This is a genomic window from Gemmatimonadota bacterium, from assembly GCA_016719105.1.
GTDB lineage: Bacteria > Gemmatimonadota > Gemmatimonadetes > Gemmatimonadales > Gemmatimonadaceae > SCN-70-22.
This window is the reverse complement of record JADKAQ010000020.1, coordinates 77,771-103,837: the sequence shown is the minus strand read 5'-3', so window position 1 is coordinate 103,837 and position 26,067 is coordinate 77,771. Positions and strand designations below refer to the sequence as shown.

Annotated in this window: 21 protein-coding genes and 1 pseudogene; 18 read left to right on the top strand and 4 right to left on the bottom strand. The window is 70.1% G+C overall.

Annotated features, from left to right (window positions below):
* Window positions 1-27: 27 nt before the first annotated feature.
* Both IPN47_19430 and IPN47_19425 read right to left on the bottom strand, forming a co-directional pair.
* On the bottom strand, window positions 28-2,436 hold the full coding sequence (locus tag IPN47_19430) for a response regulator (protein MBK9410172.1): 2,409 nt from the start codon (window positions 2,434-2,436) through the stop codon (window positions 28-30).
* Between the two features lie 314 nt (window positions 2,437-2,750).
* The gene (locus IPN47_19425) at window positions 2,751-3,374 is read right to left on the bottom strand and encodes an outer membrane beta-barrel protein (GenBank protein ID MBK9410171.1); all 624 of its coding nucleotides are present in this window, start codon (window positions 3,372-3,374) and stop codon (window positions 2,751-2,753) included.
* 279 nt (window positions 3,375-3,653) lie between these two features.
* Here IPN47_19425 and IPN47_19420 point away from each other — a divergent pair, with 279 nt between their 5' ends.
* From IPN47_19420 to IPN47_19360, 13 genes are all read left to right on the top strand, one after another.
* Window positions 3,654-4,262 carry a sigma-70 family RNA polymerase sigma factor gene (locus tag IPN47_19420; GenBank protein MBK9410170.1) on the top strand — a complete coding sequence of 203 codons (609 nt, stop codon included), beginning with the start codon at window positions 3,654-3,656 and terminating at the stop codon, window positions 4,260-4,262.
* Window positions 4,259-6,805, top strand: a complete 2,547-nt coding sequence (locus IPN47_19415; GenBank protein ID MBK9410169.1) for a serine/threonine protein kinase — start codon at window positions 4,259-4,261, stop codon at window positions 6,803-6,805. The genes IPN47_19420 and IPN47_19415 overlap by 4 nt, the downstream gene beginning before the upstream one ends.
* 1 nt (window position 6,806) lies before the next feature.
* Window positions 6,807-7,652, top strand: coding sequence for a serine/threonine protein kinase (locus IPN47_19410; GenBank protein ID MBK9410168.1), 846 nt, complete (start codon window positions 6,807-6,809; stop codon window positions 7,650-7,652).
* Between the two features lie 77 nt (window positions 7,653-7,729).
* Window positions 7,730-9,358, top strand: coding sequence for a tetratricopeptide repeat protein (locus tag IPN47_19405; GenBank protein MBK9410167.1), 1,629 nt, complete (start codon window positions 7,730-7,732; stop codon window positions 9,356-9,358).
* A 227-nt stretch (window positions 9,359-9,585) separates the two neighbouring features.
* Entirely contained in the window at window positions 9,586-11,391 is a 1,806-nt protein-coding gene (locus IPN47_19400; GenBank protein ID MBK9410166.1) for a trypsin-like peptidase domain-containing protein, read from the top strand.
* 34 nt (window positions 11,392-11,425) lie between these two features.
* On the top strand, window positions 11,426-12,748 hold the full coding sequence (locus IPN47_19395; protein ID MBK9410165.1) for a serine/threonine protein kinase: 1,323 nt from the start codon (window positions 11,426-11,428) through the stop codon (window positions 12,746-12,748).
* 166 nt (window positions 12,749-12,914) lie between these two features.
* Complete coding sequence (locus IPN47_19390; protein ID MBK9410164.1) at window positions 12,915-13,835, top strand: Stp1/IreP family PP2C-type Ser/Thr phosphatase; 921 nt, start codon at window positions 12,915-12,917, stop codon at window positions 13,833-13,835.
* A complete protein-coding gene (locus tag IPN47_19385; GenBank protein ID MBK9410163.1) occupies window positions 13,832-15,757 on the top strand; it encodes a protein kinase in 1,926 nt (641 codons plus the stop codon). Before IPN47_19390 ends, IPN47_19385 begins: the two co-directional genes overlap by 4 nt.
* A 177-nt stretch (window positions 15,758-15,934) precedes the next feature.
* Complete coding sequence (locus IPN47_19380; protein ID MBK9410162.1) at window positions 15,935-16,504, top strand: DUF4287 domain-containing protein; 570 nt, start codon at window positions 15,935-15,937, stop codon at window positions 16,502-16,504.
* A 147-nt stretch (window positions 16,505-16,651) separates the two neighbouring features.
* Window positions 16,652-17,356 carry a sigma-70 family RNA polymerase sigma factor gene (locus IPN47_19375; GenBank protein MBK9410161.1) on the top strand — a complete coding sequence of 235 codons (705 nt, stop codon included), beginning with the start codon at window positions 16,652-16,654 and terminating at the stop codon, window positions 17,354-17,356.
* Entirely contained in the window at window positions 17,356-17,943 is a 588-nt protein-coding gene (locus IPN47_19370) for a serine/threonine protein kinase (GenBank protein MBK9410160.1), read from the top strand. The genes IPN47_19375 and IPN47_19370 overlap by 1 nt, the downstream gene beginning before the upstream one ends.
* 37 nt (window positions 17,944-17,980) lie before the next feature.
* Window positions 17,981-18,358, top strand: coding sequence for a hypothetical protein (locus IPN47_19365; protein ID MBK9410159.1), 378 nt, complete (start codon window positions 17,981-17,983; stop codon window positions 18,356-18,358).
* A gap of 163 nt (window positions 18,359-18,521) precedes the next feature.
* Window positions 18,522-18,884: a hypothetical protein gene (locus tag IPN47_19360; GenBank protein ID MBK9410158.1), complete on the top strand. Its 363-nt coding sequence runs from the start codon at window positions 18,522-18,524 to the stop codon at window positions 18,882-18,884.
* Here the strand turns inward: IPN47_19360 and IPN47_19355 are convergent, their stop codons facing one another.
* Complete coding sequence (locus IPN47_19355) at window positions 18,885-19,604, bottom strand: hypothetical protein (protein MBK9410157.1); 720 nt, start codon at window positions 19,602-19,604, stop codon at window positions 18,885-18,887.
* Window positions 19,605-19,848: 244 nt separating this feature from the next.
* Between IPN47_19355 and IPN47_19350 the strand changes: the two genes are divergently transcribed.
* Both IPN47_19350 and IPN47_19345 read left to right on the top strand, forming a co-directional pair.
* The gene (locus tag IPN47_19350; protein ID MBK9410156.1) at window positions 19,849-20,067 is read left to right on the top strand and encodes a hypothetical protein; all 219 of its coding nucleotides are present in this window, start codon (window positions 19,849-19,851) and stop codon (window positions 20,065-20,067) included.
* 40 nt (window positions 20,068-20,107) lie between these two features.
* The gene (locus IPN47_19345; protein MBK9410155.1) at window positions 20,108-20,347 is read left to right on the top strand and encodes a hypothetical protein; all 240 of its coding nucleotides are present in this window, start codon (window positions 20,108-20,110) and stop codon (window positions 20,345-20,347) included.
* 131 nt (window positions 20,348-20,478) lie between these two features.
* Here IPN47_19345 and IPN47_19340 read toward each other — a convergent pair.
* Window positions 20,479-23,740, bottom strand: a pseudogene (locus IPN47_19340) (glycosyl hydrolase).
* 342 nt (window positions 23,741-24,082) lie between these two features.
* On the opposite strand from IPN47_19340, the gene IPN47_19335 reads away from it, so the two are divergent.
* From IPN47_19335 to IPN47_19325, 3 genes are all read left to right on the top strand, one after another.
* Window positions 24,083-24,640, top strand: coding sequence for a Uma2 family endonuclease (locus tag IPN47_19335; GenBank protein ID MBK9410154.1), 558 nt, complete (start codon window positions 24,083-24,085; stop codon window positions 24,638-24,640).
* 129 nt (window positions 24,641-24,769) lie between these two features.
* Complete coding sequence (locus IPN47_19330; protein MBK9410153.1) at window positions 24,770-25,327, top strand: Uma2 family endonuclease; 558 nt, start codon at window positions 24,770-24,772, stop codon at window positions 25,325-25,327.
* Between the two features lie 126 nt (window positions 25,328-25,453).
* On the top strand, window positions 25,454-26,011 hold the full coding sequence (locus IPN47_19325; protein ID MBK9410152.1) for a Uma2 family endonuclease: 558 nt from the start codon (window positions 25,454-25,456) through the stop codon (window positions 26,009-26,011).
* The last annotated feature ends 56 nt before the right edge of the window (window positions 26,012-26,067 follow it).

Genomic DNA, 26,067 nt, shown 5'->3' with positions numbered 1-26,067 from the left:
GCGAGGGCGGGCGGCACGCCGCCGGCGTCAGGGAACGGCGCTCCCCCGCAGGTCGTGCAAGAGCGGAAGCAGGACCTCGAGCGGGAAGGGTTTCTGCAGCCGCACGACGTCCGGCGGGACCACGGAGTCGGCGTCGACCGCGACCGGCTCGAAGCCCGACATGAGGATGATGGGCAGCTGCGGGAGGCCCGCGCGGACGCGCGCGACGAGGGCAAGGCCGTTCAGTCGCGGCATGCTGATGTCGGAGATCATCGCATCCACGCGCCATCCTTCGCGCTCGAGCAATTCAAGTGCCGCGATCCCGTCGGCGGCGACCAGGACCTCGAAGCCAGCGCGCGAGAGCCACTTGTTGACCACGTCGCGCAACGACGGCTCGTCGTCCACCACCAGGATCCGTCCCGCGCCCATCCCACCCGGGGGGGCCCCCCGCTCGCGCTCCCGGTCGACGACCGGGACGTCGGCAAACGGGAAGAGGAGCGTCACCTCCGTGCCGGCGCCGGGGGTCGAGCGCACCTGGGCCTGCCCCCCCATCCCCTTCATCAGGCCGTAGACCATGGCCAGGCCAAGCCCCGAGCCGCCCATCCCCTTGGTGGTGAAGAACGGCTCGAAGACGCGCGCCATGGTGGCGGCATCCATGCCCGCACCGCTGTCCGTCACCTGCAACGCGAGGTAGTCGCCAGGCGCAACGCCCTCGCGCGAGGCCTCGTCGGCCGCCTGCAGCGTACGGCGCGTGAGCACGATGCGGATCGTCCCCGCCCCCTGGATGGCATCGCGCGCATTCATCACCAGGTTGAGCATCGCGACCTCCACCTGCGAGCGATCGGCGTGGACGGTCGTGGCGTCATCGGGGACCGACAGCTCGAGCGAGATGGTGCTGGGCAGCACGCGGCGCAGCATCGGCAGGACGTGGCGCAGCACGGTCGACAGCGGGAAGACGGTGCTCTCCCCCTTGTCCGGTCGCCCGAACGCGAGCAGCTGACGGCAGAGCGCCGCCCCACGCTCGGTCGCGCGCTGGATCTCGGCGATCTCCGGGGTGGGATCCTCCTGCGGTGAACTCGCCACCAGGTCGGCGTTGGCGCGAATGGCGGCGAGCAGGTTGTTGAAGTCGTGTGCCACCCCGCCGGCCAGCAGGCCGAGGGCGTCGAGCTTCTGCGACTGCAACAACCGCCGTTCGAGCTGGATGCGCTCGCTGGCGTCGCGCGTGGTGAGGATGAGGCCTCCCACGAGCGGATCGCCTCGTCGGTCGGACACCACGGTCTCGAAGGTGCGCCGGACGTCACCGACGAGCGCGTCCCATTGCACCATCGCTCCATCCTCCGGTCGCTCGAGCGCGCGCACGAGCGGCGAATCGGCGGCCGCACCGAGCCCCGCCAGACGCTCCCCCACCACGGCGTCTGCGTCGACGCCAAAGACGCGCGTCGCCGACTCGCTGGCCCACCGCACGATGCCGTCGGCATCGACGAGAAGCAGCGCCTCGCCACTGCGTTGCACCAGGGCGCGAAAGCGAGCGTCCTGCGCCACACGGGCCGCCGCCTGCGCGCGCGCCTCGCGCTCGGCAATCAGCGAGCGGGCAATCACCAGCGCCGTCAGGATCACGGCGCCCAGCAGGAGGCCGCGCACGGAGCGGCTGGCTTCGCCTCCCCATATCGTCTCGAAGATGATCAAGGCCCCGACGGTGGCGATGGCCGCGTAGGGGAGGAGCGGTGCCGTGCGGCGCCCCGATCGCGGCGCCGCACGCCGCACCGCGAGTCCGGCGATCGTGAAGAGCGCCGCGCTCACGGCGAGGATGACGTCGCCCGTCGCGCGCAACTGGGCGTTCCCAATGGCATCGGAGCGGACGAGCAACAGGTCGCCCAGCGACGCCGCCAACGCCCCCACGCCCAACAACTCCAGCGGGCGACGCAGCGCACCGTCGCCGGGGCGCACGAGGGCGATCCCCGCCGCGATGAGCACCGCCACTTCGCCGAAGGGGACGATGCCGTCGACCAGTGCCTGCTGGACGAGGTACCGCCGGACCACCTCGTCCCCCCAGACGAAGTACCAGCTCAGCGTGAGGGCAGCGAGGACGACGATGGCGACATCGAGCCAGAGCCGGCGACGCACCTCCCGCACGGCCGGCAGCACCGCCAGCAGCAGAAAGCCGCAGACGAGCAGCGGATAGTAGCTGCGATAGAGGACGTCGGCGGCGATGACGCCGAGCGTGGTCGGTGGAAGCAGGTAGCCCACCGCCCCCAAGGCCGAGCAGAGCCACCCCAGGGAGACGAATCGCCAACCATGGACCTCACGCCGGGAGAGGCCCCCGCTGAACGAACCGGCCAACACGCCCAGCCCTGCCGCGAAGTACAGGGGGAGGAAGCCCGCGGTCTCGAACTCCGTCTCGGCGGGGTTCGGCTGCAGCGCCACCACGATGCTGTAGAAGACCGCATACGCGACCACGAGCGCGGAATCGAGACGCCAGAAGCCCGGCGGACCATGGGGCGCCGTAGCTGCGGTCGATGGTCCCTGCGGAGTGGGCAATACGGACACCGGGGCGAGCGGGCCGCGGCCGCCGAAGGAAGGAAGGGCTCGGGGGCGGCGCTGCGGCTCGGGCGGGAGAGTTCCGAAAGTCTACCCGGGGTGGGACGGGCTCGCTAGACAGAAAAGAAGGCGACCAGACGGGGAGATGGGTGGGCGAGACGTCGCTCCGTGGCGCCGAGTGCGGCGCCCTGGGGACCGCGTTCGCCCTCCGATCTCTCCGTCGTCCCGCCTTCCTACTTGAGACCGATCGCCAACCCCGCGCGCAGCACCAGGTTGCTCCCGTTGCCACTGGTCCCCTCGACCTTCGTCTTGCCGAGGCCGGCGACATCGACTTCCACGTCGCTGAAGTTGATCAGCCCGTAGGTGGCACCGAGGTCCAGGTTGACGCGCGGCGAGAGGCGCACGAGGACACCGCCCCCGCCGTTGAGCTGGGCGCCGGAGGCGCTGGCGGAGATCGTGGTGCCGTTGACGTCGACGTCCAGCGACTGCTGCAGGAAGGCCACGCGCGCCGACACGTAGGGCGCAAACTGCGAGCTGCCGACGTCGATCACTCGGCGCGGCTCGAAGAAGATGCCGGCGAGGGTGACGCTCTCGCTCCCCAGGGAGGTGTCGTCGAACTTGTGCGAGGAGCCCTGCAGGCCGAAGCCGTACGACCAGGCGCCGGGGGTGATGCGGAACTGCGCCTCGATCCCGGCGCCGTCCTTGAGTCCATCGTACGCTTCGCCGAAGGTGCCGACGAAGATCCCCGACGCCTGCACGGAGTAGCGCTGCGCCGACTGGGCGTGCGACGCGGCCGGGAGGGCGAGGAGCGCGAGCGCGGCGAGAGCCGCAAACGGAATGGCGCGATGAGCGGGCATGGGAGGGTACGCGAGGGTGTGGAGAGGTGTGCGGCAGCCGTCGCGCCGCTGGCGAGGTCGCCCCCGGCGGAATTCCGGGGGTCTTCGTGGGGCCTTCACCTGGACACGCGCGGCGGCGCGCCGAATCGGCTCACGCCCCCTCCCGATCGTTCGCCGTGAGCCGCGCCGCCTCACTTCTGCGCATTGCCTATTGGCGAGCCGAACCAGAGGATATGGTCCCGCTGGCCTGAATCGTGCCCAAGCATAGAGCGCGTCCCATTCTTCCCGCCCCGCGCCGCGATGTCCGCTCCCGCCTCCCCCGATTCGCCCGATGGCTCGGGCGTCCCCCCCGCCCCGAAATCCGACGTCACCCGCCTCCTCCTGGACTTGCAGCAGGGGCGCGACGGGGCGGCCGACGCCCTGGTGCCGCTGGTGTACGCCGAGCTGCACGACCTGGCCGTCCACTACATGCGTGGCGAGCGCACCGATCACACGCTGCAGCCCACGGCCCTGGTGCATGAGGCCTACATGCGGCTCGTGGACCAGCGCAACGCGTCGTGGCAGAACCGGTCGCACTTCTTCGGGATCGCCGCCCAGGCGATGCGACGGATCCTGGTGGATCATGCGCGGCGGAAGCGGGCGACCAAGCGCGAAGGGGGAGAGCGGGTCACGCTCGACGAGTCGGTGGCCGAAGCGCCGCAGCGCTCGGTCGACCTCATCGCGCTCGACGACGCGCTGGTGAAGCTGGCCGCGCTCGACCCGCGCCAGGCGCGCGTGGTGGAGCTGCGCTACTTCGGGGGGCTGGACATCGAGCAGACCGCCGAGTCGTTAGGCATCTCCCCGGCGACGGTCAAGCGTGACTGGACCTTTGCCCGCGCCTTCCTGCAGCGGGAGATGGACGGCGCGTGAGCCAGGAGGGGGGTGCGCCGATCACGCCAGCACGCCTGCTTCGCATCCGCGAGCTGTTCGACGCGGCGCTGGAGTTGGCGACGGAGGAGCGCGCGCCGTACCTGGCGCGGGCGTGTGCGGGCGACGACACCTTGCAGGGCGAGGTGGCCAGCCTGCTGGCCGCGCTCGATCGCGGCGGGGCCACCTGGGAACGATCGCTGGGGGCGTCGCTGGCCGACGTGGCGGCGCAGCACGACGAGGACGCCGCCATCGGGAGGCGGATCGGGGCGTATGCCATCACGCGCCTGATTGGCTACGGCGGCATGGGAGCGGTCTACGAGGGGGTCCGCGCCGACGACCAGTTCCAGAAACGCGTCGCCCTCAAGTTCCTCCGCCGCGGCCTCGAGGGCGACCTCGCCATCCGCCGCTTCCGCTACGAACGCCAGATCCTCGCCAACCTCAATCACAAGAACATCGCCGCCCTCCTCGATGGCGGCGTCACGCCCGACGGGCAGCCCTACATCGTCATGGAGTTCGTCGACGGGCTCCCCATCACCACCTACGCCGCCCAGCGCCGCCTCGACGTCACCGCCCGCGTCCAGCTCCTGCGCCAGGTCTGCGGCGCCGTCCAGCACGCCCACCAGAACCTCGTCGTCCACCGCGACCTCAAGCCGGGGAACATCCTCGTCACCCCCGACGGCACCGTCAAGCTCCTCGACTTCGGCATCGCCCGCCTCCTGCGCGAGGGCGAGGGCCCTGACCAGCTCCCCCCCACCCAGGGCGGGCTGCACGCCTTCACCCCCGACTACGCCAGCCCCGAACAGGTCCGCGGCCTCCCCGTCGCCACCCCCAGCGACCTCTACTCGTTAGGGGTCATCGCCTGCGAACTGCTCGCCGGCCAGCGCCCCTTCGACTTCGACGGCAAGCTCTTCGCCGAGATGCAGGCGATGATCGCGCTGGCCCCGGCGCCGGCGCCATCGACGCTGGTGACCAGCGCGAGCGCGGCGAGCATGGGCGAAGGCGATGCGACACGGCTCCAACGGCGGCTTGCCGGCGACCTGGACGCCATCGTCCTGCAGGCGCTGCGCAAGGAACCCGAGCGCCGCTACGGGTCGGCAGAGCAGCTGGGCGAGGACCTGCGCCGCTACCTCGAGGGACTCCCGGTCACGGCGCGGCGCGACACGCTGGGCTATCGCACGCGCAAGTTCCTGCGGCGTCGCCGCGTGGAAGTCGCCGCCGGCCTGCTCGTCGTCGCCTCGCTGGTGGGCGGGATCGTCGCCACGACTCGTCAGGCGCGCCGCGCCCAGCTCGAGCGCGGCAAGATGGAGCAGGTGAACGAGTTCCTGGCCACCATGCTCTCGGCGGTCGATCCCGGCTACAGCGGGCGCGACGTCACGGTCGCGCAGGTGCTCACGCAGGCCGCCGCCGACATCGGCGGGCAGGCGCTCGACCCCGAGATCGAGGCCGAGCTGCGCCAGACGATCGGCCAGACGTTCTACGGGCTCGCGATGTACGACTCGGCGTCGACGCACGTGGAGCGCGCCTACGCGCTGCGCCGCGGACGCTACGGAGAGCTTGACCAGCGCACGGCGCAGTCGTTCTCCACGCGCGTCAACCTCGCCGAGGCCCGGTCGGAGTTTGCCGTGGCCGAGTCGCTGGCGCGTGTGGACGTGGACCACCAGCGCCGCATGCCCCGCGGGCAGCAGAACGCGGCGGCGCTGGCCACCGCACTCGACAACCTGGCGCGCATGGTGGAGCAGCGCGGACGGCTCGACGAAGCCATGGCGATCAAGCTGGAGTCGATCGGCATTCGCCGCGTCGAGGGCGACTCGGCGTCGATGAGCACCCTCCCCTACGCCCTCAACAACCTGGCCGTCTCGTACGAGTACAAGGGCGAGCATGCCCGCGCCGACTCGCTCATGCGCGAGGCACTGGCCGTGGAGCGGCGCATCCGCGGCCCCGAGTCGGTGTACGCCGGGAACATCATGCGCGCCTACGCCTCGTTGCGCGACGACATGGGCGACCGCGCCGGCGCCGATTCGCTCATGCGCGAGTCGCTGCGCATCCTGCGCGCCGCGTTAGGCCCCACGCACGCCGACTACCTGCGCACCGTCTCGATGCTCGCGCAGCTGCGCTACAGCGCCAACGACATGGAGGGGACGATCACCTACGCGCGCGAGGTGGCCGCGCAGATCGGCAAGGGGTTGCACGAAGGGGAGCCTTCCGCCGCGACCACGATGCAGGCGCTGGGGCTCGCGCTCGACTCGCTGCACCAGTTTGCCGCCGCCGACTCGGCGCTCGCACGCGCCCTCGAACTGCGCCGCAAGTTCCTCCCCGCCGACCACTGGCTCATCCCCAACGCCGAAGCCGTGTACGGCTACCATCTGGGGCGCGTGGGGCGCAACGCCGAGGCCGAGCGGATCCTGCGCGCCGCGTACGAGCGGATGGCGCAGTTGCGCGGCGCCGACGCCGCCCCCACCAAACGCGTCGCCGTGCGCCTGGCGGAGCTGATGGAGAAGCTGGGGCGCACCGACGACGCCAGGCGCTGGCGGGCGAAGGGGTGAGATGACGTCGCGACCCGAGATCACCCCGACGCGCCTCGTGCGCATTCGCGAGCTGTTCGACGCGGCGCTGGAGATGGCCACCGAGGAGCGCATCCCCTATCTCATGCGTGCGTGCGGTGGCGACATCACGCTGCGCTTCGAGGTCGAGAGCCTGCTGGCGGCGCTCGACCGTGGCGGCGACACGTGGGAGCGCCCAGCGGGGGCGTCGCTGGCGTCGGCGATGCGCGAGCACGACGACGAGGCACCGCTAGGGACGCGGATCGGGGCGTACGAAATCACGCGCCTGATCGGCTACGGCGGGATGGGGGCGGTCTACGAAGGCGTCCGCGCCGACGACCAGTTCCAGAAACGCGTCGCCCTCAAGTTCCTCCGCCGCGGCCTCGAGGGCGACCTCGCCATCCGCCGCTTCCGCTACGAGCGCCAGATCCTCGCCAACCTCAATCACAAGAACATCGCCGCCCTCCTCGATGGCGGCGTCACGCCCGACGGGCAGCCCTACATCGTCATGGAGTTCGTCGACGGGCTCCCCATCACCACCTACGCCGCCCAGCGCCGCCTCGACGTCGCCGCCCGCGTCCAGCTCCTGCGCCAGGTCTGCGGCGCCGTCCAGCACGCCCACCTGAACCTCGTCGTCCACCGCGACCTCAAGCCGGGGAACATCCTCGTCACCCCCGACGGCACCGTCAAGCTCCTCGACTTCGGCATCGCCCGCCTCCTGCGCGAGGGCGAGGGCCCTGACCAGCTCCCCCCACCCAGGGCGGGCTGCACGCCTTCACCCCCGACTACGCCAGCCCCGAGCAGGTCCGGGGCCTCCCCGTCGCCACCCCCAGCGACCTCTACTCGTTAGGGGTCATCGCCTGCGAGCTGCTCGCCGGCCAGCGCCCCTTCATCTTCGACGGCAAGCTCTTCGCCGAGATGCAGGCGATGATCTGCGACGCCCCGCCCCCGCTCCCCTCCTCGCTGGTGACCGCGCGAGAGGCGGCGACGATCGGTGACGGCGACGCGGCACGACTCAAACGTCGGCTTGCCGGCGACCTGGACGCGATCGTCCTGCAGGCGCTGCGCAAGGAACCGCAGCGTCGGTACGGATCGGCCGACCAGCTCTCCGAAGACCTGCGCCGTCACCTCGACGGGCTCCCCGTCTCGGCGCAACGCGACCGGGTGGGCTATCGCCTGGGGAAGTTCGTGCGGCGCCGGCGCGTGGAGGTCATGGGTGGCGTCGTGGTGATCGCCTCGCTCGTCGGCGGTGTCATCGGCGCCACGCGGCAGGCGCGCGTGGCCGAGGTGGAGCGCGCCAAGGTGGCGCAGGTGAACAACTTCCTCTCCACCATGCTCGCTGCCGTCGACCCGGGGAACGCGGGGCGCGAGGTCACGGTGGCGCAGGTGCTGTCGCAAGCGGCGCGCGACATCGACCGCCAGCGACTGGCGCCCGAGGTGGAGGCGCAGATTCGGCACACGCTGGGCCAGACGTACTACGAGCTGGCGCTGTACGACTCCGCACAGGCGCACATGGAGCGCGCCGTGGCACTGCGCCAGCGCGAACACGGCCGGCTGGACCAACGCACCAGCATGTCGCTGTCGTACCTGGCGGCACTGTCGGAGGCGCGCGGCGACTTCGCCGAGGCCGAGCGCATCGCGCGCGAGGTGCTCGTCATCCAGGAAGGCATCGCCCCGCGCAGCAACAGCGAACTGGCCACCGCGTACGACAACGTGGCGCGATACGTCGAGCAGCAGGGGCGGCTCGAGGAGGCGATGAAGTACAAGCTGCAGTCGGTGGCCCTCCGCCGGGTGAGCACCGACTCGGCGTCGTTAGGCGCACTCCCGTATACGCTCAACAACCTGGCCGTGTCGTACCAGTACATGGGCGACATGGCGCGCGCGGAGTCGCTGGCGCTCGAGGCCACGGAGGCCGAAGCGCGGGTACGCGGCCGGCGTTCGGTGCCGTACGGCAGCACGCTGCGCAACCTGGCCGGCATCTATGAATCGCAGCGGCGCCTGGCGGAGGCCGACTCGGTGGCGCGCCTCTCGATGGACGTGCTGCGCGGCACCGTGGGCGCGGCGCACCCCGAGTACCTGCGCGTGGTCGCGATGCTGGCCGGCATTCGCCTCAGCGCCAAGGACTGGATCGGGGCGGAGCAGGCCGCGCGCGAGGTGGTGCAGCAGATCGGCGGCCAGATGCACGAGAGCCACCCGCAGTCGGCGGTGGCGCTGCAGTACCTGGGCATTGCCCGGGGGGCGCTGCAGAACGTCGCCGGCGCCGACAGCGCCCTGCGCGCGTCGCTGGCGCTGCGCCGCAAGTACCTCCCCCCCGAGCACTGGGCCATCGCCTCGTCCGAGTCGGTGCTGGGGCACCACCTGGGAAAGACGGGGCGCCGCGCCGAGGGGGAGGCGATGCTGCGGCGGGCCTACGCCACGCTCCTGGCGGCCCGCGGCGCCGACGCCGAGCCCACCCGCAAGACCGCCGAGCGCCTGGCCGAGGTATTGGAGTTGGCCGGAGCGAAGGGCGAGGCCGCGTCATGGCGGCGGAAAGCGGAGGCGAAGCCGGCGAGTTAGGGAGGAAGACGGGAAGACGGGAAGACGGGAAGACGAGATAACGACCCTCGGGCGCAGGACTCGGCGCCGTAGCAGTCGAACTCGTCTTCTCGTCTTCTCGTCTTCCCGTCTTCCCGTCTTCCCCAGAACGCCATGAGCCGTTCTGGGACGGCCCTGCGCGTGTCCTGGAGAGCACCTGCAGTACACGACCCCGGAAACTCCCCCGGAACTCCCCAGGAGACTTCACCATGGAACGCGTCATCCTTCGCCACCTCAAGGGCTCCAAGGCTTCGCAGCTGGAGGAGTTCCCGTTGCCGCAGTTCGCCGAGCTCACGATCGGCCGCGACCCCAACTCGACCATCCGCTTCGACCCCGAGAAGGACGACCTCGTGGGGCGCCAGCACGCGCGCATCTCGAAGGATGCGGCCGATCCGTACCGCTTCAAGCTGCAGGACCTCAACTCGCGCAACGGGACCTTCCTCAACAAGCTGCGCGTCGTTGGCGAGATGCCGTTGCAGCCGGGTGACGTGATCCAGCTCGGTGCCGGTGGCCCGGAGCTGCAGTTCGACCTCGACCCGCTCCCGGCGATCTACGTCAAGGCGACGCGGCTGGGCGTCGCCGGGCCGGTGGGGGCGACGGTGCAGGGGGTGGCCGAGACGCGCGTGAGCAGCACCAGCGCGGCCTCGCACGGCGGGAGCCATGCGTCGTCGGGTGGCAGCGCCTCGGCGCCGGCGCCTAACGCCATCGGCAAGGCGACGGTCGAGCGCATGATCGGCGAGACCAAGACCAAGTCCAACCGCAACTCCATGATGGTCGGGGCGGCGGCGCTCCTGCTCGTGGTGGCGGGGGCGGCGTACGCCAAGAAGAGCAGCGACGACAAGGCGCGCATCGCGGCGGCCCAGCTCGCGGCCGCCAAGGACTCGCTGGCCAAGGTGCAGCAGTCGGGGCTGGCCGCGCTCGACGACAAGCTCGGGCGTGCCGGTGAGCTGTCCAAGCAGCTGCAACCGTCGGAGATCGCCGCCAAGTTCGGCGCGGCGGTCGTGCAGGTCGACTTCTCGTGGAAGCTCACGTATCGCGGCACGGGCGGGCAGGTGTACCACCGCCTCATTGCCAACCGCTACAGGGGAACGGACGGGCGCGTGCGCCCGATCATGGACAACGGGCGCCAGATGATCCCGGCGTACGTGCAGGTCGACAACGCGATCGAGCCGGCGCTCACGCTCGATGCCAACTCGGGGCGTCCCATCGGCGTCAGCTCGCGCGGCTCGGGCTTCGTGGTCACGTCGAACGGCTTCATCATCACCAACCGGCACGTGGCCTACAACTGGCAGACCTGGTATCGCTTCGACTCGCAGGACGACGTGGGGCCGGTCATCAATCCGCGCACCGGCGGCGCGCTGCTCGACGAGTCGGGGCAGCCGGTGCTCACGCGCCCGCCGCAGCAGTGGATTCCGTCGGAGACCAAGCAGGCCGGCCCCAAGGGAGACATCGGCGACTTCCAGGCGCGCGTCGAGTACCTGATGGTGCGCTTCCCGAAGGATCCCACGCCGTTCGAGGCGAGCAACGTGCGCCCCTCGCAGCGCCACGACGTGGCCCTCATCAAGGTCGATGCGCCGCCGACGCTGCAGTACGTCAACATGTCCGACACGTACGACAAGACGCGCCAGGGCGATGCGGTCACGGTGATGGGCTACCCCGGCATCTCCGAGGAAGTGCTCACCGTCATCAAGTCGCGTGACATGTTCAACCGCGAGTCGCAGCAGCGCGTGCTCCCCGAGCCCACGCTCTCGACCGGCAACATCGGCAAGATCCTGCGCGCGGCCGACGCCGAAGTCCGCGACGGCTTCATGACCTTCGCGCCGAGCGGCGACACGTACCAGCTCACGATCAACTCGACCGGTGGTGGCAACAGCGGTGGCCCGATGTTCGACGCGACGGGGAGCGTGATCGGGATCTACTTCGCCGGCAAGAGCGGCGACGCGCAGATCTCCTTCGCCATCCCGATCCGCTACGGCATGGAGCTGCTGCGCATCGGCGACCCGACGGGCAAGTAGTCCCGACAGCCGCAACTTCCTTCCGACCCGCCCCATGTCCGCCGGCCTCCCCATGCACAGTTCGATCGGCCCCTACCGGGTGATCGACCATGTGGGGGCCGGCGGCATGGGGACGGTGTACCGGGTGAGCCATCGCGCCACCGGCAAGGTGGCGGCGGCCAAGGTGATGACGGGGGGTGGGACGACGCCGCGCGCGCTGGAGCGCTTTCGCAACGAGGCGCGCATCCTCCAGGCGCTCTCCCACCCCTCCATCGCCGCGATGTACGAGTTCCTCGAGGTGAACGGCGCCCCGTGCCTCGTGATGGAGTACGTGGACGGCGACACGCTCGAGCAGCTCATCCGCACGCGGGGGCCGTTTCCCGTGCAGGATGCCCTCCGCATCTTCGCCGCCCTCACCGACGCGGTGGGCTACATCCACCAGCGCGGGATCGTGCACCGCGACCTCAAGACGACCAACGTCAAGGTCGATACGCTGGGGGCGGTGAAGCTCCTCGACTTCGGGATCGCCGTGGGCGACGGGTCGCCCCGCCTGACGAGTACCGGCAACGTGGTGGGGACGCTGATGTCGCTCGCCCCCGAGCAGCTGCGCACCGGGCGTGCCGAGCCGCGGTCGGACCTCTGGGCGTTAGGCATCGTGCTGTATGAGCTGCTCACCGGGCGCCCGCCGTTCGACGGCGCGGCCCCGGGATTCGTGGGCGAGCGCATCATGCGCGGCGAGTACACCCCGGCGTCGACGCTGCGTCCCGAGCTGCCGCGCGACGTCGACCGCATCATCGGACGCTGCCTCAAGGTCCGCCTCGAGGATCGGTACGCCACCGCCGAGGCGCTGCTCACCGACCTGCGCGCGCTGCAGTCAGGGGAGAAGCCGTTGGGGAGGCGCCCATGCGTCGTACGACCTCCTGCGCACGAGCGGCGAGGTGGCCACGACGATCGCCCGCCAGTGGCGCCTCGCGCTCTCGGCCACGCTGGCGGTGATCGCCGTCGCCTTCTTTGCCTGGAGCCTGCGCGCACCAGACGTCCCCCCGTCAGCTGCGTCTGGCGGCGGCACGTCGACACTGGGAGGGCGACCGGCGCGCGTGGACGACTTGCCGCCAGCAACCGACGAGCCGCGCGAGCCACGCGACCCCGCATCGCACGACGCGCCACCGGCGCTCGGCGCGAGCGCTGGCATCGGGCCGGAGGGGCGCGATCGCGTCTCGCTCGCCGATTCGGTGAGCCGCCGACCGCTGATCATCCGCGTGTTGGAGGGGACGGCCGACGTCTACATCAACGACGTGCGAGTCGGCGTCACGCCGTACACGCTCACGGCGCCGATCGGCACCGAGGTGCAGCTGATGCTGCGGCGCGAGGGATGTGACGACCTCCGGCGCCCGTTGCGGCTGGAAGAGGGGATGCAGGAAACGGTCGAGAGCCTCAGCGGCTGTCGACGCCGGTAGCAGGTCGCCTGGTCGCACCGCCCGCGGTCGCTGCGCGGACGATGGGCACGCAGGCGGATTCACCCGACGATTCTACCCGAGGTCGTGATGTCATTCCTGGATCGGCTGTTCTCCCGCCCCGCCTCCGCCACGCCGCCCAGCGCGGGGAGCGTTCGCCCCACGACCGAGTTGTCACGTCTCGGCGATGGCGCGAACGCGCCCGAGCTGCGCATCGAGGCCGGGATCGCCACCGACCCCGGGTGCGTGCGCGAGATCAACGAGGACTTCCTGCGCATCATTCGCCCCACCACGCCTGACGAGACGGCTCGGCGCGGCGTGCTCGCGGTGGTGTGCGACGGCATGGGCGGGCACGAGGCCGGGGAGATCGCCTCACGCCTGGCGGTGGAGACGATCGTGAAGCGCTTCGAGGGTGATGAGGGCGATCCGCTGGTGACGCTCCCCAAGGCGCTGCAGGCGGCCAATCGCGCCATCTTCGACTCGTCGGATCGCAACCACAAGCTCAAGGGGATGGGGACGACGTGTACCGCGCTGGTGCTGCGGGGCGGGCTGGCCTACAGCGCACATGTCGGCGACTCGCGCCTCTACCTCATTCGTGGCGGCGAGATCTTCCTCATGACCGAGGATCACTCGGCGGTGATGGAACTCGTCAGGCGCGGCGTGATCTCGCGCGAGGAGGCGCGGCATCATCCCGACAAGAACGTCATCTCGCGTGCCCTCGGGAGCCACCGCGAGGTGCAAGTCACCGGGTGGCCGCAGGGATTTGCCGTGCACCCGGGGGACACCTTCCTGCTGTGCAGCGACGGGTTGTACGACCTGGTGGGCGACGAGGTGCTGCTGGCCACCGCACGCGACGTGCATCCGCAGGTCGCCTGCGATCGCCTCGTGACGCTCGCGCGTGAGGCGGGCGGCCACGACAACATCTCGGTTGCCATTCTCGCCATGACGGCGGCGAGCGAGACCACGCCCACCGGCGCGAAGGAGACGCGCGCCGTCGAGATTCCGCAATGATCGGGACCACGGTCGGCAACTACCGCATCGTCGAGCGACTGGGCGACGGCGGGATGGGGGCCGTCTTTCGCGCCGTCGACGAGATGCTCGACCGCGAGGTGGCGATCAAGGTCCTCAAGCCCGAACTCGCGCGCAACGCAGCGCTCATCGAGCGCTTTCGCCTGGAGGCGGTCGCGCTGGCGCGCCTCAACCATCCGCGCATCGCCACGCTGCACGGGCTGGAGCGCCACGGCGAGTCGCTGCTGATGATCATGGAGTACGTGCGCGGCGAGACGCTGGAGGCGATCGTGCAGCGCTCCGGGCGCATCGCCTGGCCGCGGGCCGCCGAACTGTGCGCGGCGGTGCTCGACGCCCTCGACCACGCCCACGACAAGGGGGTGGTGCACCGCGACATCAAGCCGGCCAACGTGATGCTGGCCAGCAACGGCGCGGTGAAGGTGATGGACTTCGGGATCGCCCGCCTCGTGGGGAAGTCCCGCCAGACGCAAGTGGGGCACGCCGTGGGGACGCCGATGTACATGGCGCCCGAGCAGCTGCGCGGCGAGGAGGTGGACGGGCGCACCGACCTGTACGCCGTGGGAGCGGTGCTGTTCGAGCTCGTCACCGGGCGCCTGGCGTTCGAGGCCGACTCGGACTACGGACTGATGATGAAGCAGCTCAACGAGCCGCCGCCAGCCGCAAGTTCGGTGGTCGCGGAGGTTCCGTCGAGCATCGACGACATCATCCGCAAGGCGATGGCCAAGCATCGCGACGATCGCTTCGCGAACGCCGTCGCGTTCCGCCACGAACTGGAGGCGGTGGCCGGCATCGCGACGCCGCCGTCGCGCCGCACGCCGATCCCCGCCGAGACGCGACTGGGGCCTGCGCCGGCGAGCGACCCGCTGCGCCCGGCGGCGGCGGCGAGCGATCCCGCGCGCGAAGCTTCGCGCGACCCCGCGCGCGACTCATCGCGCGACCCCGCGCGTGACGCCTTCCCGGCGACGCGGCTGGTCGACGAGGCGCCGCGCCATACGCCGGCCCCCACACGCCTTGCCGGCGAGGAGGTGCCACCCGCGCGCACGACCGTCGCCACGGCGGAGACCCCCCGCCAGCCGCAATCCGCGGCGCCTGAGTGGCTGCGCGACTGGCGGACCTTCGCCATCGCCGCCACCCTCCTGGTGGCCGCGGGGCTTGGCGTGCGCCTCCTGCGCCCCAGCCCCGATGACCAGACCGTTCCGGCGGCTCGTGGCGACTCGGTCGTCACGACGGTGCCGGGGGCGCAGGTCGCCTCCGGCGATTCGGTGCGCCCCGCGCGTCGCGAGGACGCCAGCGCCCTGCTCATCAACCCGCCGGCGTCGGGGAGCGGCAGTGGCGCCGGGGGACTCGGCGGCGGGGCGCCAGTGCGTGAGGTGACGCCCCCCGCCGGAGCGCCCACACGACCGCCGCGCGGTGGTGGTGCCCCCGGTGGCGGGAGCGAGCGCCCGGTGGAGGATGCGCCGGTGAAGCCCCTCCCCCAGCCGGAGCCGGTGCGCGGCGGCATCGAGTCGCCACCCCCGCGGGTCGACGCCCCCAAGCCACCGCCCAGCGACGCGGAGAGCGAATCGGAGGCGATGAGTGCGATTCGCGACGCGATCGCCAGCGCCGCGTCGTCGCTGAGCGGCAGCAACACGGGAGCCGCGTCGGCGATGCTCGGCGGCGCCGTGCAGGACCAGTGGATTGCGCTCATGAAGGAAGGACGCGTCTCGCTGAGCGTCAACGGAGCCCCCGACGTGCAGCTCCGTGGCTCGCGCGCGTCCGCGGAATTCGACGCCAACGTGAACGTCCGCTCGCCGTTCGGCGCCAACAAACGCCGCGGTGCGCGCTTTACCGCCGAGCTGCAGCGAAGTGGCAGCGGCTGGCGCGTGACCTCGCTGCGGCCACAGGGAGGGCTGGAGCTCAAGTAGGGGAAGACGGGAAGACGGGAGGACGAGAAGACGAGATCCCGACCCTCGGGCGCAGGACTCGGCGCCGCGGGACGCCGAACTCGTCTTCCCGTCTTCCCGTCCTCCCGTCTTCCCCAGTAATGTCTTCGCCACCGATCGCCTAATCGAGAGGCACACCAACCCTCGCGGAGCGCACCGATGGCCACGTCCCCCGAAGAACAACTCGCCTCCATGGTCGCCTCCCTCAAGGAGAAGACCGGAAAGTCGATGGAGCAGTGGACCGCCCTCGCCAGGAAGAGCGGCAAGGCGAAGCACGGCGAACTGGTCGCGTGGCTCAAGAGCGAGCACGGCATCACGCATGGCTACGCGAACCTCATCGCCCACGGCACGCTCAAGTCCGACTCGGGGGCGAAGATTGCGGCTGGCGACGACCTCGTCGCCGAGATGTTCGCCGGAGACAAGGCGGCGCTGCGACCGATCTTCGATGCCCTCATGAAGGCGATCCTCGCCTTCGGTGACGACATCGAACAGTCGCCCAAGAAGGGGTACCTCTCGCTCCGGCGAAAGACGCAGTTCGCCACCCTGCACCCGTCGACCAAGGCACGCTTCGACGTCGGGATCAAGCTCAAGGGGGTCGCGCCGGCGGGGCGCCTCGAGGCCGCTGGGAGCTGGAACGCGATGGTCACGCACCGGGTGAAGCTCGAGTCGGCCGCGCAGGTGGATCGAGAGCTGATCGGGTGGCTGCGGGCCGCGTACGACGGGGCGTAGGCGAAGCGCGGAGGACGAGAAGACGAGAAGACGAGAAGACGCGACAACGACCCTCGGGCGCGGGAATCGGCGCTGCCCGGCGTAGTACTCGTACTCTCGTCCTCTCGTCCTCTCGTCTTCCCGTCTTCCCGTCCTCACCTTTCCCGTGTGCCGCTCTTTCCGGAGACCCACTACTCCATCGTCTCGGCGCTGCGCAGCGACGATGCCGCGACGCGCGCCCGCGCGGCGGAGGCGGTGGCACGCGTGTATCGCGATCCGATCATCGCGGTGCTGCGGCATCGGTGGCAGCTCGAGCGCGCCGACGCCGAGGACCTGGCGCACGACTTCCTGGCGCATGCCTTCGAGCGCGACTGGCTGCAGCGCTACGACCGGTCGAAGGGGCGCTTTCGCACCTTCCTGAGGAGTTGCCTCATGGCCTTCGCCAGCACCGCGCACGAAGGGGCCACGCGCCTCAAGCGCGGCGGCGGGGCGACGCATCTCTCCTTCGACGCCGCCCTGCATGCCCCGGCGACCGACGCCGAGGTGGAGGCCGTCTTCGAGCGCGAGTGGGTGCGCAGCGTCTTCGAACGGTCGCTGGAGGGGCTGCGACAGGAGTGCGAAGCCGGCGGACGACAGCTCACCTACGACGTCTTCGTCGCCTATGACATCGAGGGGGCCGATGCGGCCGAGCGGCCCAACTATGCGCAGCTGGCATCGCGCTTCGCGATCCCCGCCACGCAGGTGACGAACTACCTCAACTGGGCGCGGCGCGCGCTGCGCCGGCACGTGCTGGACACGTTGCGCGCGCTGACGGCGAGCGACGAGGAGTTCCGCGACGAGGCCCGTGCCCTGCTGGGCGTGGAGGTGGGGTGATGTCGCTGAGCGACGCCGCCATCCGTCACCTGCAACGTACGCTCGACGTCCCCGACGCCGGCGAGCGCTACGAGGTACTGGGCGAGATCGGGCGCGGCGGGATGGGGACCGTGTACCGGGCGATGGACCACCAGCTGGGGCGCGAGGTCGCGCTCAAGGCCATCGCCTTTCACGCCGACGCCGGCGTCACCGAACGCCTGTCGCGGGAGGCGCGCGTCCTCGCGCAGCTCGAGCACCCCGGGATCGTCGCGGTACACGACGTGGGGACGCTGGCCGATGGGCGCCCGTTCTACGTGATGCGGCTCGTGCGCGGGACCAACCTGGCGCAGCATGCCGCCGGGCGTGGACGCGGCGAACTGCTGCGCCTCTTCCTGCAGGTGTGCGATGCCGTGGCCTTCGCGCATGCACGCGGGGTGATTCACCGCGACCTGACGCCGCGCAACGTGATGATCGGCGAGTTCGGCGAGGTGCTGGTGGTGGATTGGGGGGTGGCCCGCGTGCTCGGCCCGCGTGCTCGGCGCACGGCATCCCGACGCCGGCATCGGCCACGAAACATCCCCCGTTGCAGCTGGCCGCGCGTCGGGTGACGCGCTGGCGGCCGGCACTCAGCGCACCGGCGATGGCGTGATCGTCGGGACGCCGGGGTACATGCCGCCTGAGGCGGCGGCGGGCGGTGCGCGCGACGTCGATGAGCGGGGCGATGTGTTCGGCCTGGGGGCGATCCTGCGCGACCTGTTGGCGGCAAGTGGCGCCCCTGCGCCTCGCCCGCTGGCCGCCATCGTCGCGCGCGCGACGGCATTGCTCCCCGACGACCGCTACGCGTCGGCCGCTGCGCTCGCCGCCGATGTGCGGCGCTGGTTCGACGCCGAGCCTGTGCAGGCGTACCGCGAGAACGCCCTGGAACGCGCCGCCCGCTTCTACGGACGGAATCGCCCGCTGATCCTTCTCCTCCTGGCCTACGCCGTCGTGCGCGTCACCATCCTGCTCTGGCGGGGAGTCTGAGGAAGCGGTAAGACATGGCGGGCCGCGCCGTAATGGCTGACGCGACCAAGGCCTAAGTAGCGGATGCCCCTCGGAGACACGTCCAGGTCACGCGAGCCGCGTCCCGCGCCCGCTGCGCCGAACGCGTCTTCCCGTCTTCCCGTCCTCCCGTCCTCCGCCCCCCATGAACAAGCCCCTCCTCGGTCTCCTCGCCGGCGGCGTCCTCGGCGTCATCGACGGACTCACCGCCCTGGTCTCTGCCCCCGAAGTCGCCCCGCAGATCACGATGATCGTGGTGGGATCGATGGGCAAAGGGCTCGCCGCCGGCATCCTCATCGGCTGGTTCGCCAAGAAGGTCAACAACCTCGCCTATGGCGTCGTCTTCGGGCTGGCGATGGGGGCGCTCTTTGCGCTCCCGTTTGCGATGGGGGTCAACCCCGAAACGGGGAAGGTCTACCTGTGGGAGATCCTGATTCCCGGCTCGCTCGTGGGACTCATCGTCGGCTACCTCACGCAGCGCTACGGGGCGCGGAAGGCAACGGCGTAGTCAGAGCGACGCCCCTCCATCGGTCGCGGTTCGCGCCGCGAGCGCGTGGCGCCAGGCGCGGTCCACCGCCCCACGATGCAGCCCCGCCACGTCCCGGCAGCTCTCCACGAGCTCGCGGACGTCGCGCTCGGGCACGGCGACCAGCTGACGACGCGTACGATCGACCACGTCGTACTCGCGGGCCTTGATGACGAACATCACCCGACGCGTGATCGGGACGACCACACCCTCGCGCTCCAGGCGGGCGAGCGACTGGTCGCAGCACACGTGTTCGGGTGAACTCGTCACAGAGGGCATGAGCTGCCGCAGCGCGTCGTCGAGCCACGCGCCGCGTCCTTCCTGTGCCGCGAGCCAGGCCACCAGCACCCCCTCGGGGCTTCCCGGGCGTTGCTCGGTGGCGGCGTCGGAGAGCTGCACGTACGCCTCGGTGGACGACAGCAGCAGGCCACGACGTTGGCGTTCGGTTGGGCGAACGTCTGGCGTCGCGAACAGCGCCCCCAGCGCGACCTCCATCACGAGCGCTGCCGCCGCGTCGTCCCGCACATACGCGCCCGAGAGCGGCACGCGGTAGCAGCCGAGGAACGGCTCGGCTTTCGCCGGCACGAAGCGGTCGGCGAAGAGGAGCGCGACCTCGGCGGCTGTATAGTCGACGAGCGACGGAGGGCGCGGGAGGGCGCGTTCTCCGTTCGCGGCGGCGGGCGTTGTGGGCAGTCGACTCATGGGATTCGCGCGGGTATGGGCTCTCATGTACACGCGCGCGAGCGCGGGCGGGTGGCTCACGCCGCGTTGTATCGTGGCGATGCGCGCGTGGCCCAAAGCGTTACGTCCCGCGAGGGGATCGCCACCGACAGCGACTCTGTACTTCGCACGGCCACAACGACTTACGCACATCGCACCCGCACGCGCGCGCGGTGGCCTTCTTGCAATTCTCCGGGGCATCACCACTGACCCTTCCGGAGATTTCATGACCTCGTTCCGCCCCGCCGCTCTCGCCGTCGTCGCCCTCCTGCTCGCCGCCTGCTCTGCCGACGCCCCGACCGCGATCCCCGCCGTCGACGCGCCACTGCTCGCCAAGACGCCGACGCCGGATCCTTGGCGCCTCGATCTCAGTTCGGCCACCGGGTCCGAGAACCCAACGGCGCTACATCCTCCCCGATGGGCGGGCGCAGGAAGTCTGGTATGAGTTCGACGTCAGGCAGAGTGGGCTGACGCTGAGCGGGAGCGTGCGCCGCTACGTCTCGTACTTCGACGTGAACGGCGCCCCCACGGTCGTGCGCTTCGACCTCGGCTCGCCGGGCAAGGTGAGTGGCTCCATCGCCGGCAGCACCCTGATCGCGGCTGGCGCGCCTTGGGTCAAGGAGTGGAAGCAGGAACCGTTCGAGGCTGGCACCGCCCGCTGCCAGACCGCGTCGCTGACCGCGTCATTACCTGATGCAGTCTGGGCCCGGTCGGCTTCGCCCTAGCGACAGCCACGCCGAGCGATGACAGGCCCGGAAACGACTGGTCGCCGTCGCGCCCGGCCCGTCAAACGCGAGAGGGGCCCGGCCACCGACCGGACCCCTCTCGTCTTCTCGTCTTCCCGTCTTCCCGTCCTCTACGAAACGACGTTCGGACGCTGCGGCTTGATCTCTTCCGTCGACGGCTTGAGCTCCTGCAGCCCCGCCGCCCGCAGGATCGCGTTCAGCTTCGGAAGGTTGGCGTCCATCGACGACTTGAGCGCCTTGATCTGCTTGTCGACTTCGACCTTGAGCTCCTCGAAGACCTGGTAGGCCTGCTTTGTGGGACGGTACTCGCCCTGTCCCACGTAGCTCGCCACCCCCGCGACCTCGTTGTTCAACTTGATCGGGAAGTTGAGCGGATCCTGGTTGCTCTCGTTCTTCGTCTGGTAGACCTCCTGCTCGGCGCTCGTGACTTCCTTCATCATCGTGCCGGCGATCGCCTTGAACTCTTCGGCCGGCGCGCCGGTGAGCTTGCCCGTGCGGTCGTTCACGTTCCAGCGCATGTTGCGCGCCATGCGCACGGCGTTGTTGGCCTCGGTGGTCTTGTCGCGAATGGCGATGAGCAGGTTGAACTGCGCCAGCAGGTCGGCATCGGTCGCCGTGCCGCGCGGGTCGTTCTTGACGACGATGCGCTGCGTCTGGCTCTCACCGTTCACGGTGAGCTTGACCGCGTAGGTCCCGGGAGGTGCAACGGGGCCGGTGGTGTTGGCCGCCCACATGATCAGGTTGTCGAACGACACGGCGTCGGGGTAGCGCAGGTTCCACGCGAAGGTGTTGAGCCCCGCACGGTTGGGGACGCGCGGACGACGCGCGCCGCCCCCAAAGCCACCGCCGCCACCGCCGCCACCGCCCGGGCCACCCGCCGCCGCGCGCACGAGGCGCATGGCGCTGTCACGCGAGGCCCCGCCGCGCACGAGCGAATCGATGCGGGCCGCCCGCGCTTGCTCCTGACGGACCGAATCGGCGGCCGCGTCGGGATCCATGTCGCTGGTGAACGACTGGATCACCGTCCCCTTGGCATCCATGAAGTCGATCGTGACCTTCTGGTTGGGCGACTTGAGGGTGTAGTACACGACCGCGCCCGACTGCGGATTGCCGCCGACCGTCGAACCGCCGCGTCCACCACCACCAAAGCCACCGCTCCACTGCGTGCGATAGGCATCGACCGGCTTGAAGAGGTGCGCCCCCTTCTCGGCGATCGCCGGCGTGTACTGCCGCAGCGCCGAGATGTCGTCCATCACCCAGAACGAACGCCCGTGCGTGGCGGCAATCACGTCGTTGTCCTTGATGGTCAGGTCGTGCACCGGGACGAACGGGAGGTTCTTCTGCAGCCACTGCCAGTTTTGCCCGTCGTCGAACGAGACGTACACGCCACGCTCGGTCCCGGCGAAGAGCAGGCCGCGACGGACCGGGTCTTCACGAATGGTGCGCGCGAAGTGATCGCCCTTGATCCCGTTGACGATCTTCGTCCACGTCTTGCCGTAGTCGGTGGTCTTGTAGAGGATCGGCGTCTTGTCGCCTAACGCGTACCGGTTGGCGGCCACGTAGGCCGTCCCGGCGGCATAACGCGACGGCTCGATGATCGAGATGCGGGTGAAGTCGCCGATGTCGCTCGGCGTCACGTTGTCCCACTTCACGCCATTGTTGCGCGAGATCCAGATGTATCCGTCGTCGGTCCCGGCCCACAGCAGCCCGGGCGTTACCGGCGATTCGTCAAAGGCGAAGATCAAGCCGTAGGTCTCGACCCCCGTCTGGTCCTTCGTGATCGGGCCGCCCGAGGGGCCCATCGTCTTGGGGTCCTTGCGGGCGAGTTCGGGCGACACCGCCGTCCACGACTCCCCTTCGTTGGTCGAGCGGAAGAGCTGCGACCCCGCGGCGTACAGCACGTTGGCGTTGTGCCGCGAGAAGACGATCGGGAAGGTCCACTGGAAGCGGATCTTGATGTCTTCGGACGAGTGCCCCATCGGGTTGCGCGGATACACCGTCACGTCGCGCGTGAAGCCCGTCTCGCGATCGCGGCGATCGAGGTTGCCGCCGTAGCAGCCGGCATACGTGATGTTCGGCTTGGCCGGGTTGGCGGCGATGTAGCCCGACTCGCAACCACCGGCGTCGTACCAGTCCGCTGATGTCGATCGACCCCTGCTTGCGCGACGGCCCGCAGAGCGTCGAGTTGTCCTGCTGCGCCCCGCAGATGTTGTACGGCCAGTCGTTGGTCGTGGTCACGTGATAGAACTGCGCCGTGGGGAAGGTCTGCGCGGTCCACGCGCGCCCCGCGGTGAACGAGACGTTGGCGCCGCCGTCGTTCCCCTGCACCATGCGCTGGTTGTCGTTCGGCGCGATCCACAGGTCGTGGTTGTCGCCGTGCGGCACCTTGATCGACGCCGGGAAGGTCTTTCCGCCGTCGTTGGAGCGGAAGAAGCCGACGTTGAGCCCGTAGACGATGTTGGTGTCCTTGGGGTCGGCGTAGATCTGCGAGTAGTACCAGGCGCGCTGCCGCAGCTTGCGCTCGCGGTTGATGTAGCGCCAGTTGGCGCCGCCGTCATTCGACTTGTAGACCCCGCCCGAGTCGTGCTCGATGAGCGCCCACACGAGCTGCGGATTCACCGGCGACACCGTGAGGCCGATCTTGCCGATGTTCCCCTGCGGCAGCCCCTTGGCCGTCTTCACCAGGTTGCTCCACGTCGCGCCGCCATCGGTGGTCTTGTAGAGCCCCGAGTGCAGCCCCCCTGACGACATCCCCCACGGCGCACGCCAGGCCTGCCACATCGCCACGTACAGGATCTCGGGGTTGGTCACGTCCATGGCGATGTCGATCACGCCTGACGAGTCGTTGACGAACAGCACCTTGCTGAAGGTCTTGCCGCCGTCGGTCGTCTTGTAGACGCCGCGGTTGCTGGTCGCCTTGAAGACGTCCCCAAACACGCCGATGTAGGCGACGCTCGGGTTGGTCGGGTGAATGCGGATCGTGGAGATGTACTCTTCCTTGAAGCCGAGCATCTGCCAGGTGCGCCCGCCATCGGTCGTCTTCCAGAGACCGTCGCCGTGCGACGTGTTGCCGCGGATGTCGGTCTCGCCCCCGCCCACCCAGACGATGTCCGGGTTGAGGTGGTCGACCGCGATGGCGCCGATGGTCCCGCCGAAGTAGCGGTCGGTGGCCGGCTGCCAGCTCATCCCCGCATCGGTGGTCTTGTAGACGCCACCGCCAGTGGTCCCCATCCAGTACTCGAGCGGGCGCTGCGCCGAGCCGGCGACGGCGACCGAACGGCCGCCACGCGCCGGGCCGATCTCGCGCCAGCGCAGGGCGTTGAACAGCGACGTGTCGACGGTCATCGACGCGGTGGGGGCCGGCGCGACCATCGCGCGAACGCCGGCCGGGCGCGCCTGCGCCTCCAGCGTGGTGATACCGGCGGCTGACGAAACGGCGGCGAGCGCGACGGCGAACGATGCATGACGCCATCGACTGCCGGGTCTGCGAACGGACGAAGACATCGGACCCTGGGGTTGGGGGGTGGAATCGATGAGGGGGATTCTATGCACGCTGGATGAAGTACGCAGTGGTGGGGCAGGGCGTTCTCGCGAGGTGCGATTTTCGGCACCGACTGCAAGAGAATGGTGACGCCGCGCGTCACACCACGTGCGACGGTGCGGGATGCCGTCCCCCCATCACCCTTGCGCCCTCGGCCGAGCCGAGCAGATCGTATGTCCATGCCTGCCGCGCTCGATCGGTATTACACGAGGGAGGAAGTGCTCGCATTCCCGGACGACGGGAACCGGTACGAGCTGGTGCACGGGGAGCTGCTGGTGAGTCCGGCGCCGCGGACGCGGCACCAGCGAGTGGTCGGACGGCTTCACTTCGCGTTGATGCGGTATGTGGAGGCGCACAGCGCCGGCGAAGTGCTCATGTCCCCGGCCGACATCTCCTGGGGCGGGCTCCCGGATGTCCTCGTCCAACCCGACCTGTTCGTCGTCCCCCCGCAGCTCGGCCGGGTCCGCGACTGGCTCGAGGTCGAGCAGCTCTCGCTCGTCATCGAAGTGCTGAGCCCCTCCACCGCGCGCCACGACCGCTTCACCAAGCGGCGCCTCTACCAGGAAATGCAGGTCCCCCTGTACTGGCTGATCGACCTCGACGCGCGCCGCGCCGAGGTGTGGACTCCCGAGGCGACCTTTCCGGTCATCGAGACGCGGGTGCTCACGTGGCAGCCGGCGGCGGCGACCGCGTCGTTCACGCTCGCGCTCGAGACGCTCTTCCAGGACTAGCGCTGCTGCACGCGAATTGCCCCTGAGCGCACTGAAATGATGCCGGCGCGCGCCCCGCACGGTGCAACCATGCGCCATGCGCCTGCGCCCTCACCACCCTTGCGCCCTCGGCCGAGCCGAGCAGATCGTATGTCCATGCCTGCCGCGCTCGATCGGTACTACACGAGGGAAGAGGTGCTCGCGTTCCCGGAGGACGGGAACCGGTACGAGCTCGTGCACGGGGAGCTGCTGGTGAGTCCGGCGCCGCGCCTGTCGCACCAGGATGCGGTGCTCGCGCTCGCCCTCCAGCTCGCGCCGTACGTGACGAAGCACGGGGTGGGGAAACTCCACATCTCCCCATCAGACCTTTCTTGGGGCGGGCGCTCCGACGTCACGGTGCAGCCCGACGTCTTCGTCGTGGCACCGCAGGACCATCCCGCCCGCGAGTGGATCGACGTGCGGCAGCTCTCGCTCGTCATCGAAGTGCTGAGCCCCGCCACCGCGCGCCACGACCGCTTCACCAAGCGGCGCCTCTACCAGGAAATGCAGGTCCCCCTGTACTGGCTCATCGACCTCGACGCGCGCCGCGCCGAGGTCTGGACGCCGGAGGCGACCTTTCCGGTCATCGAGACGCGGGTGCTCACGTGGCAGCCGGCGGCGGCGGCCGCGTCGTTCACGCTCGCGCTCGAGACGCTCTTCCAGGACTAGCGCTTCTGCACGCGAATCGCTCCTGAGCGCAATGAAATGATGCCGGCGCGCGCCCCGCACGGTGCAACCATGCGCCATGCGCCTGCGCCATCACCCTTGCGCCCTCGGCCGAGCCGAGCAGATCGTATGTCCATGCCTGCCGCGCTCGATCGGTATTACACGAGGGAGGAAGTGCTCGCGTTCCCGGAGGACGGGAACCGGTACGAGCTCGTGCACGGGGAGCTGCTGGTGAGTCCGGCGCCGCGGGCTCGGCACCAGCGAGCGGTCGGGGATCTCTACTTCGCGTTGCGCACCTTCCTCGGCGAGCACAGCGCCGGCGAAGTGCTCATGTCCCCTGCTGATATCTCCTGGGGCGGGCTCCCGGATGTCCTCGTCCAACCCGACCTGTTCGTCGTCCCCCCGCAGCTCGGCCGGGTCCGCGACTGGCTCGAGGTCGAGCAGCTCTCGCTCGTCATCGAGGTGCTGAGCCCCGCCACCGCCCGCCACGACCGCTTCACCAAGCGGCGCCTCTACCAGGAAATGCAGGTCCCCCTGTACTGGCTGATCGACCTCGACGCGCGCCGCGCCGAGGTCTGGACGCCGGAGGCGAAGTTCCCGGTGTTCGAGGAGCGGGTGCTCACGTGGCAGCCGGCGGGGGCGCCCGAGGCGTTCACCATAGAACTCGCGGCGCTCTTCGCCGAGTAGCCGACCTCCAGCATTTCGTCGCGCCGCGGTGATCGCTGGCGCCGAGCTCCTGCGCA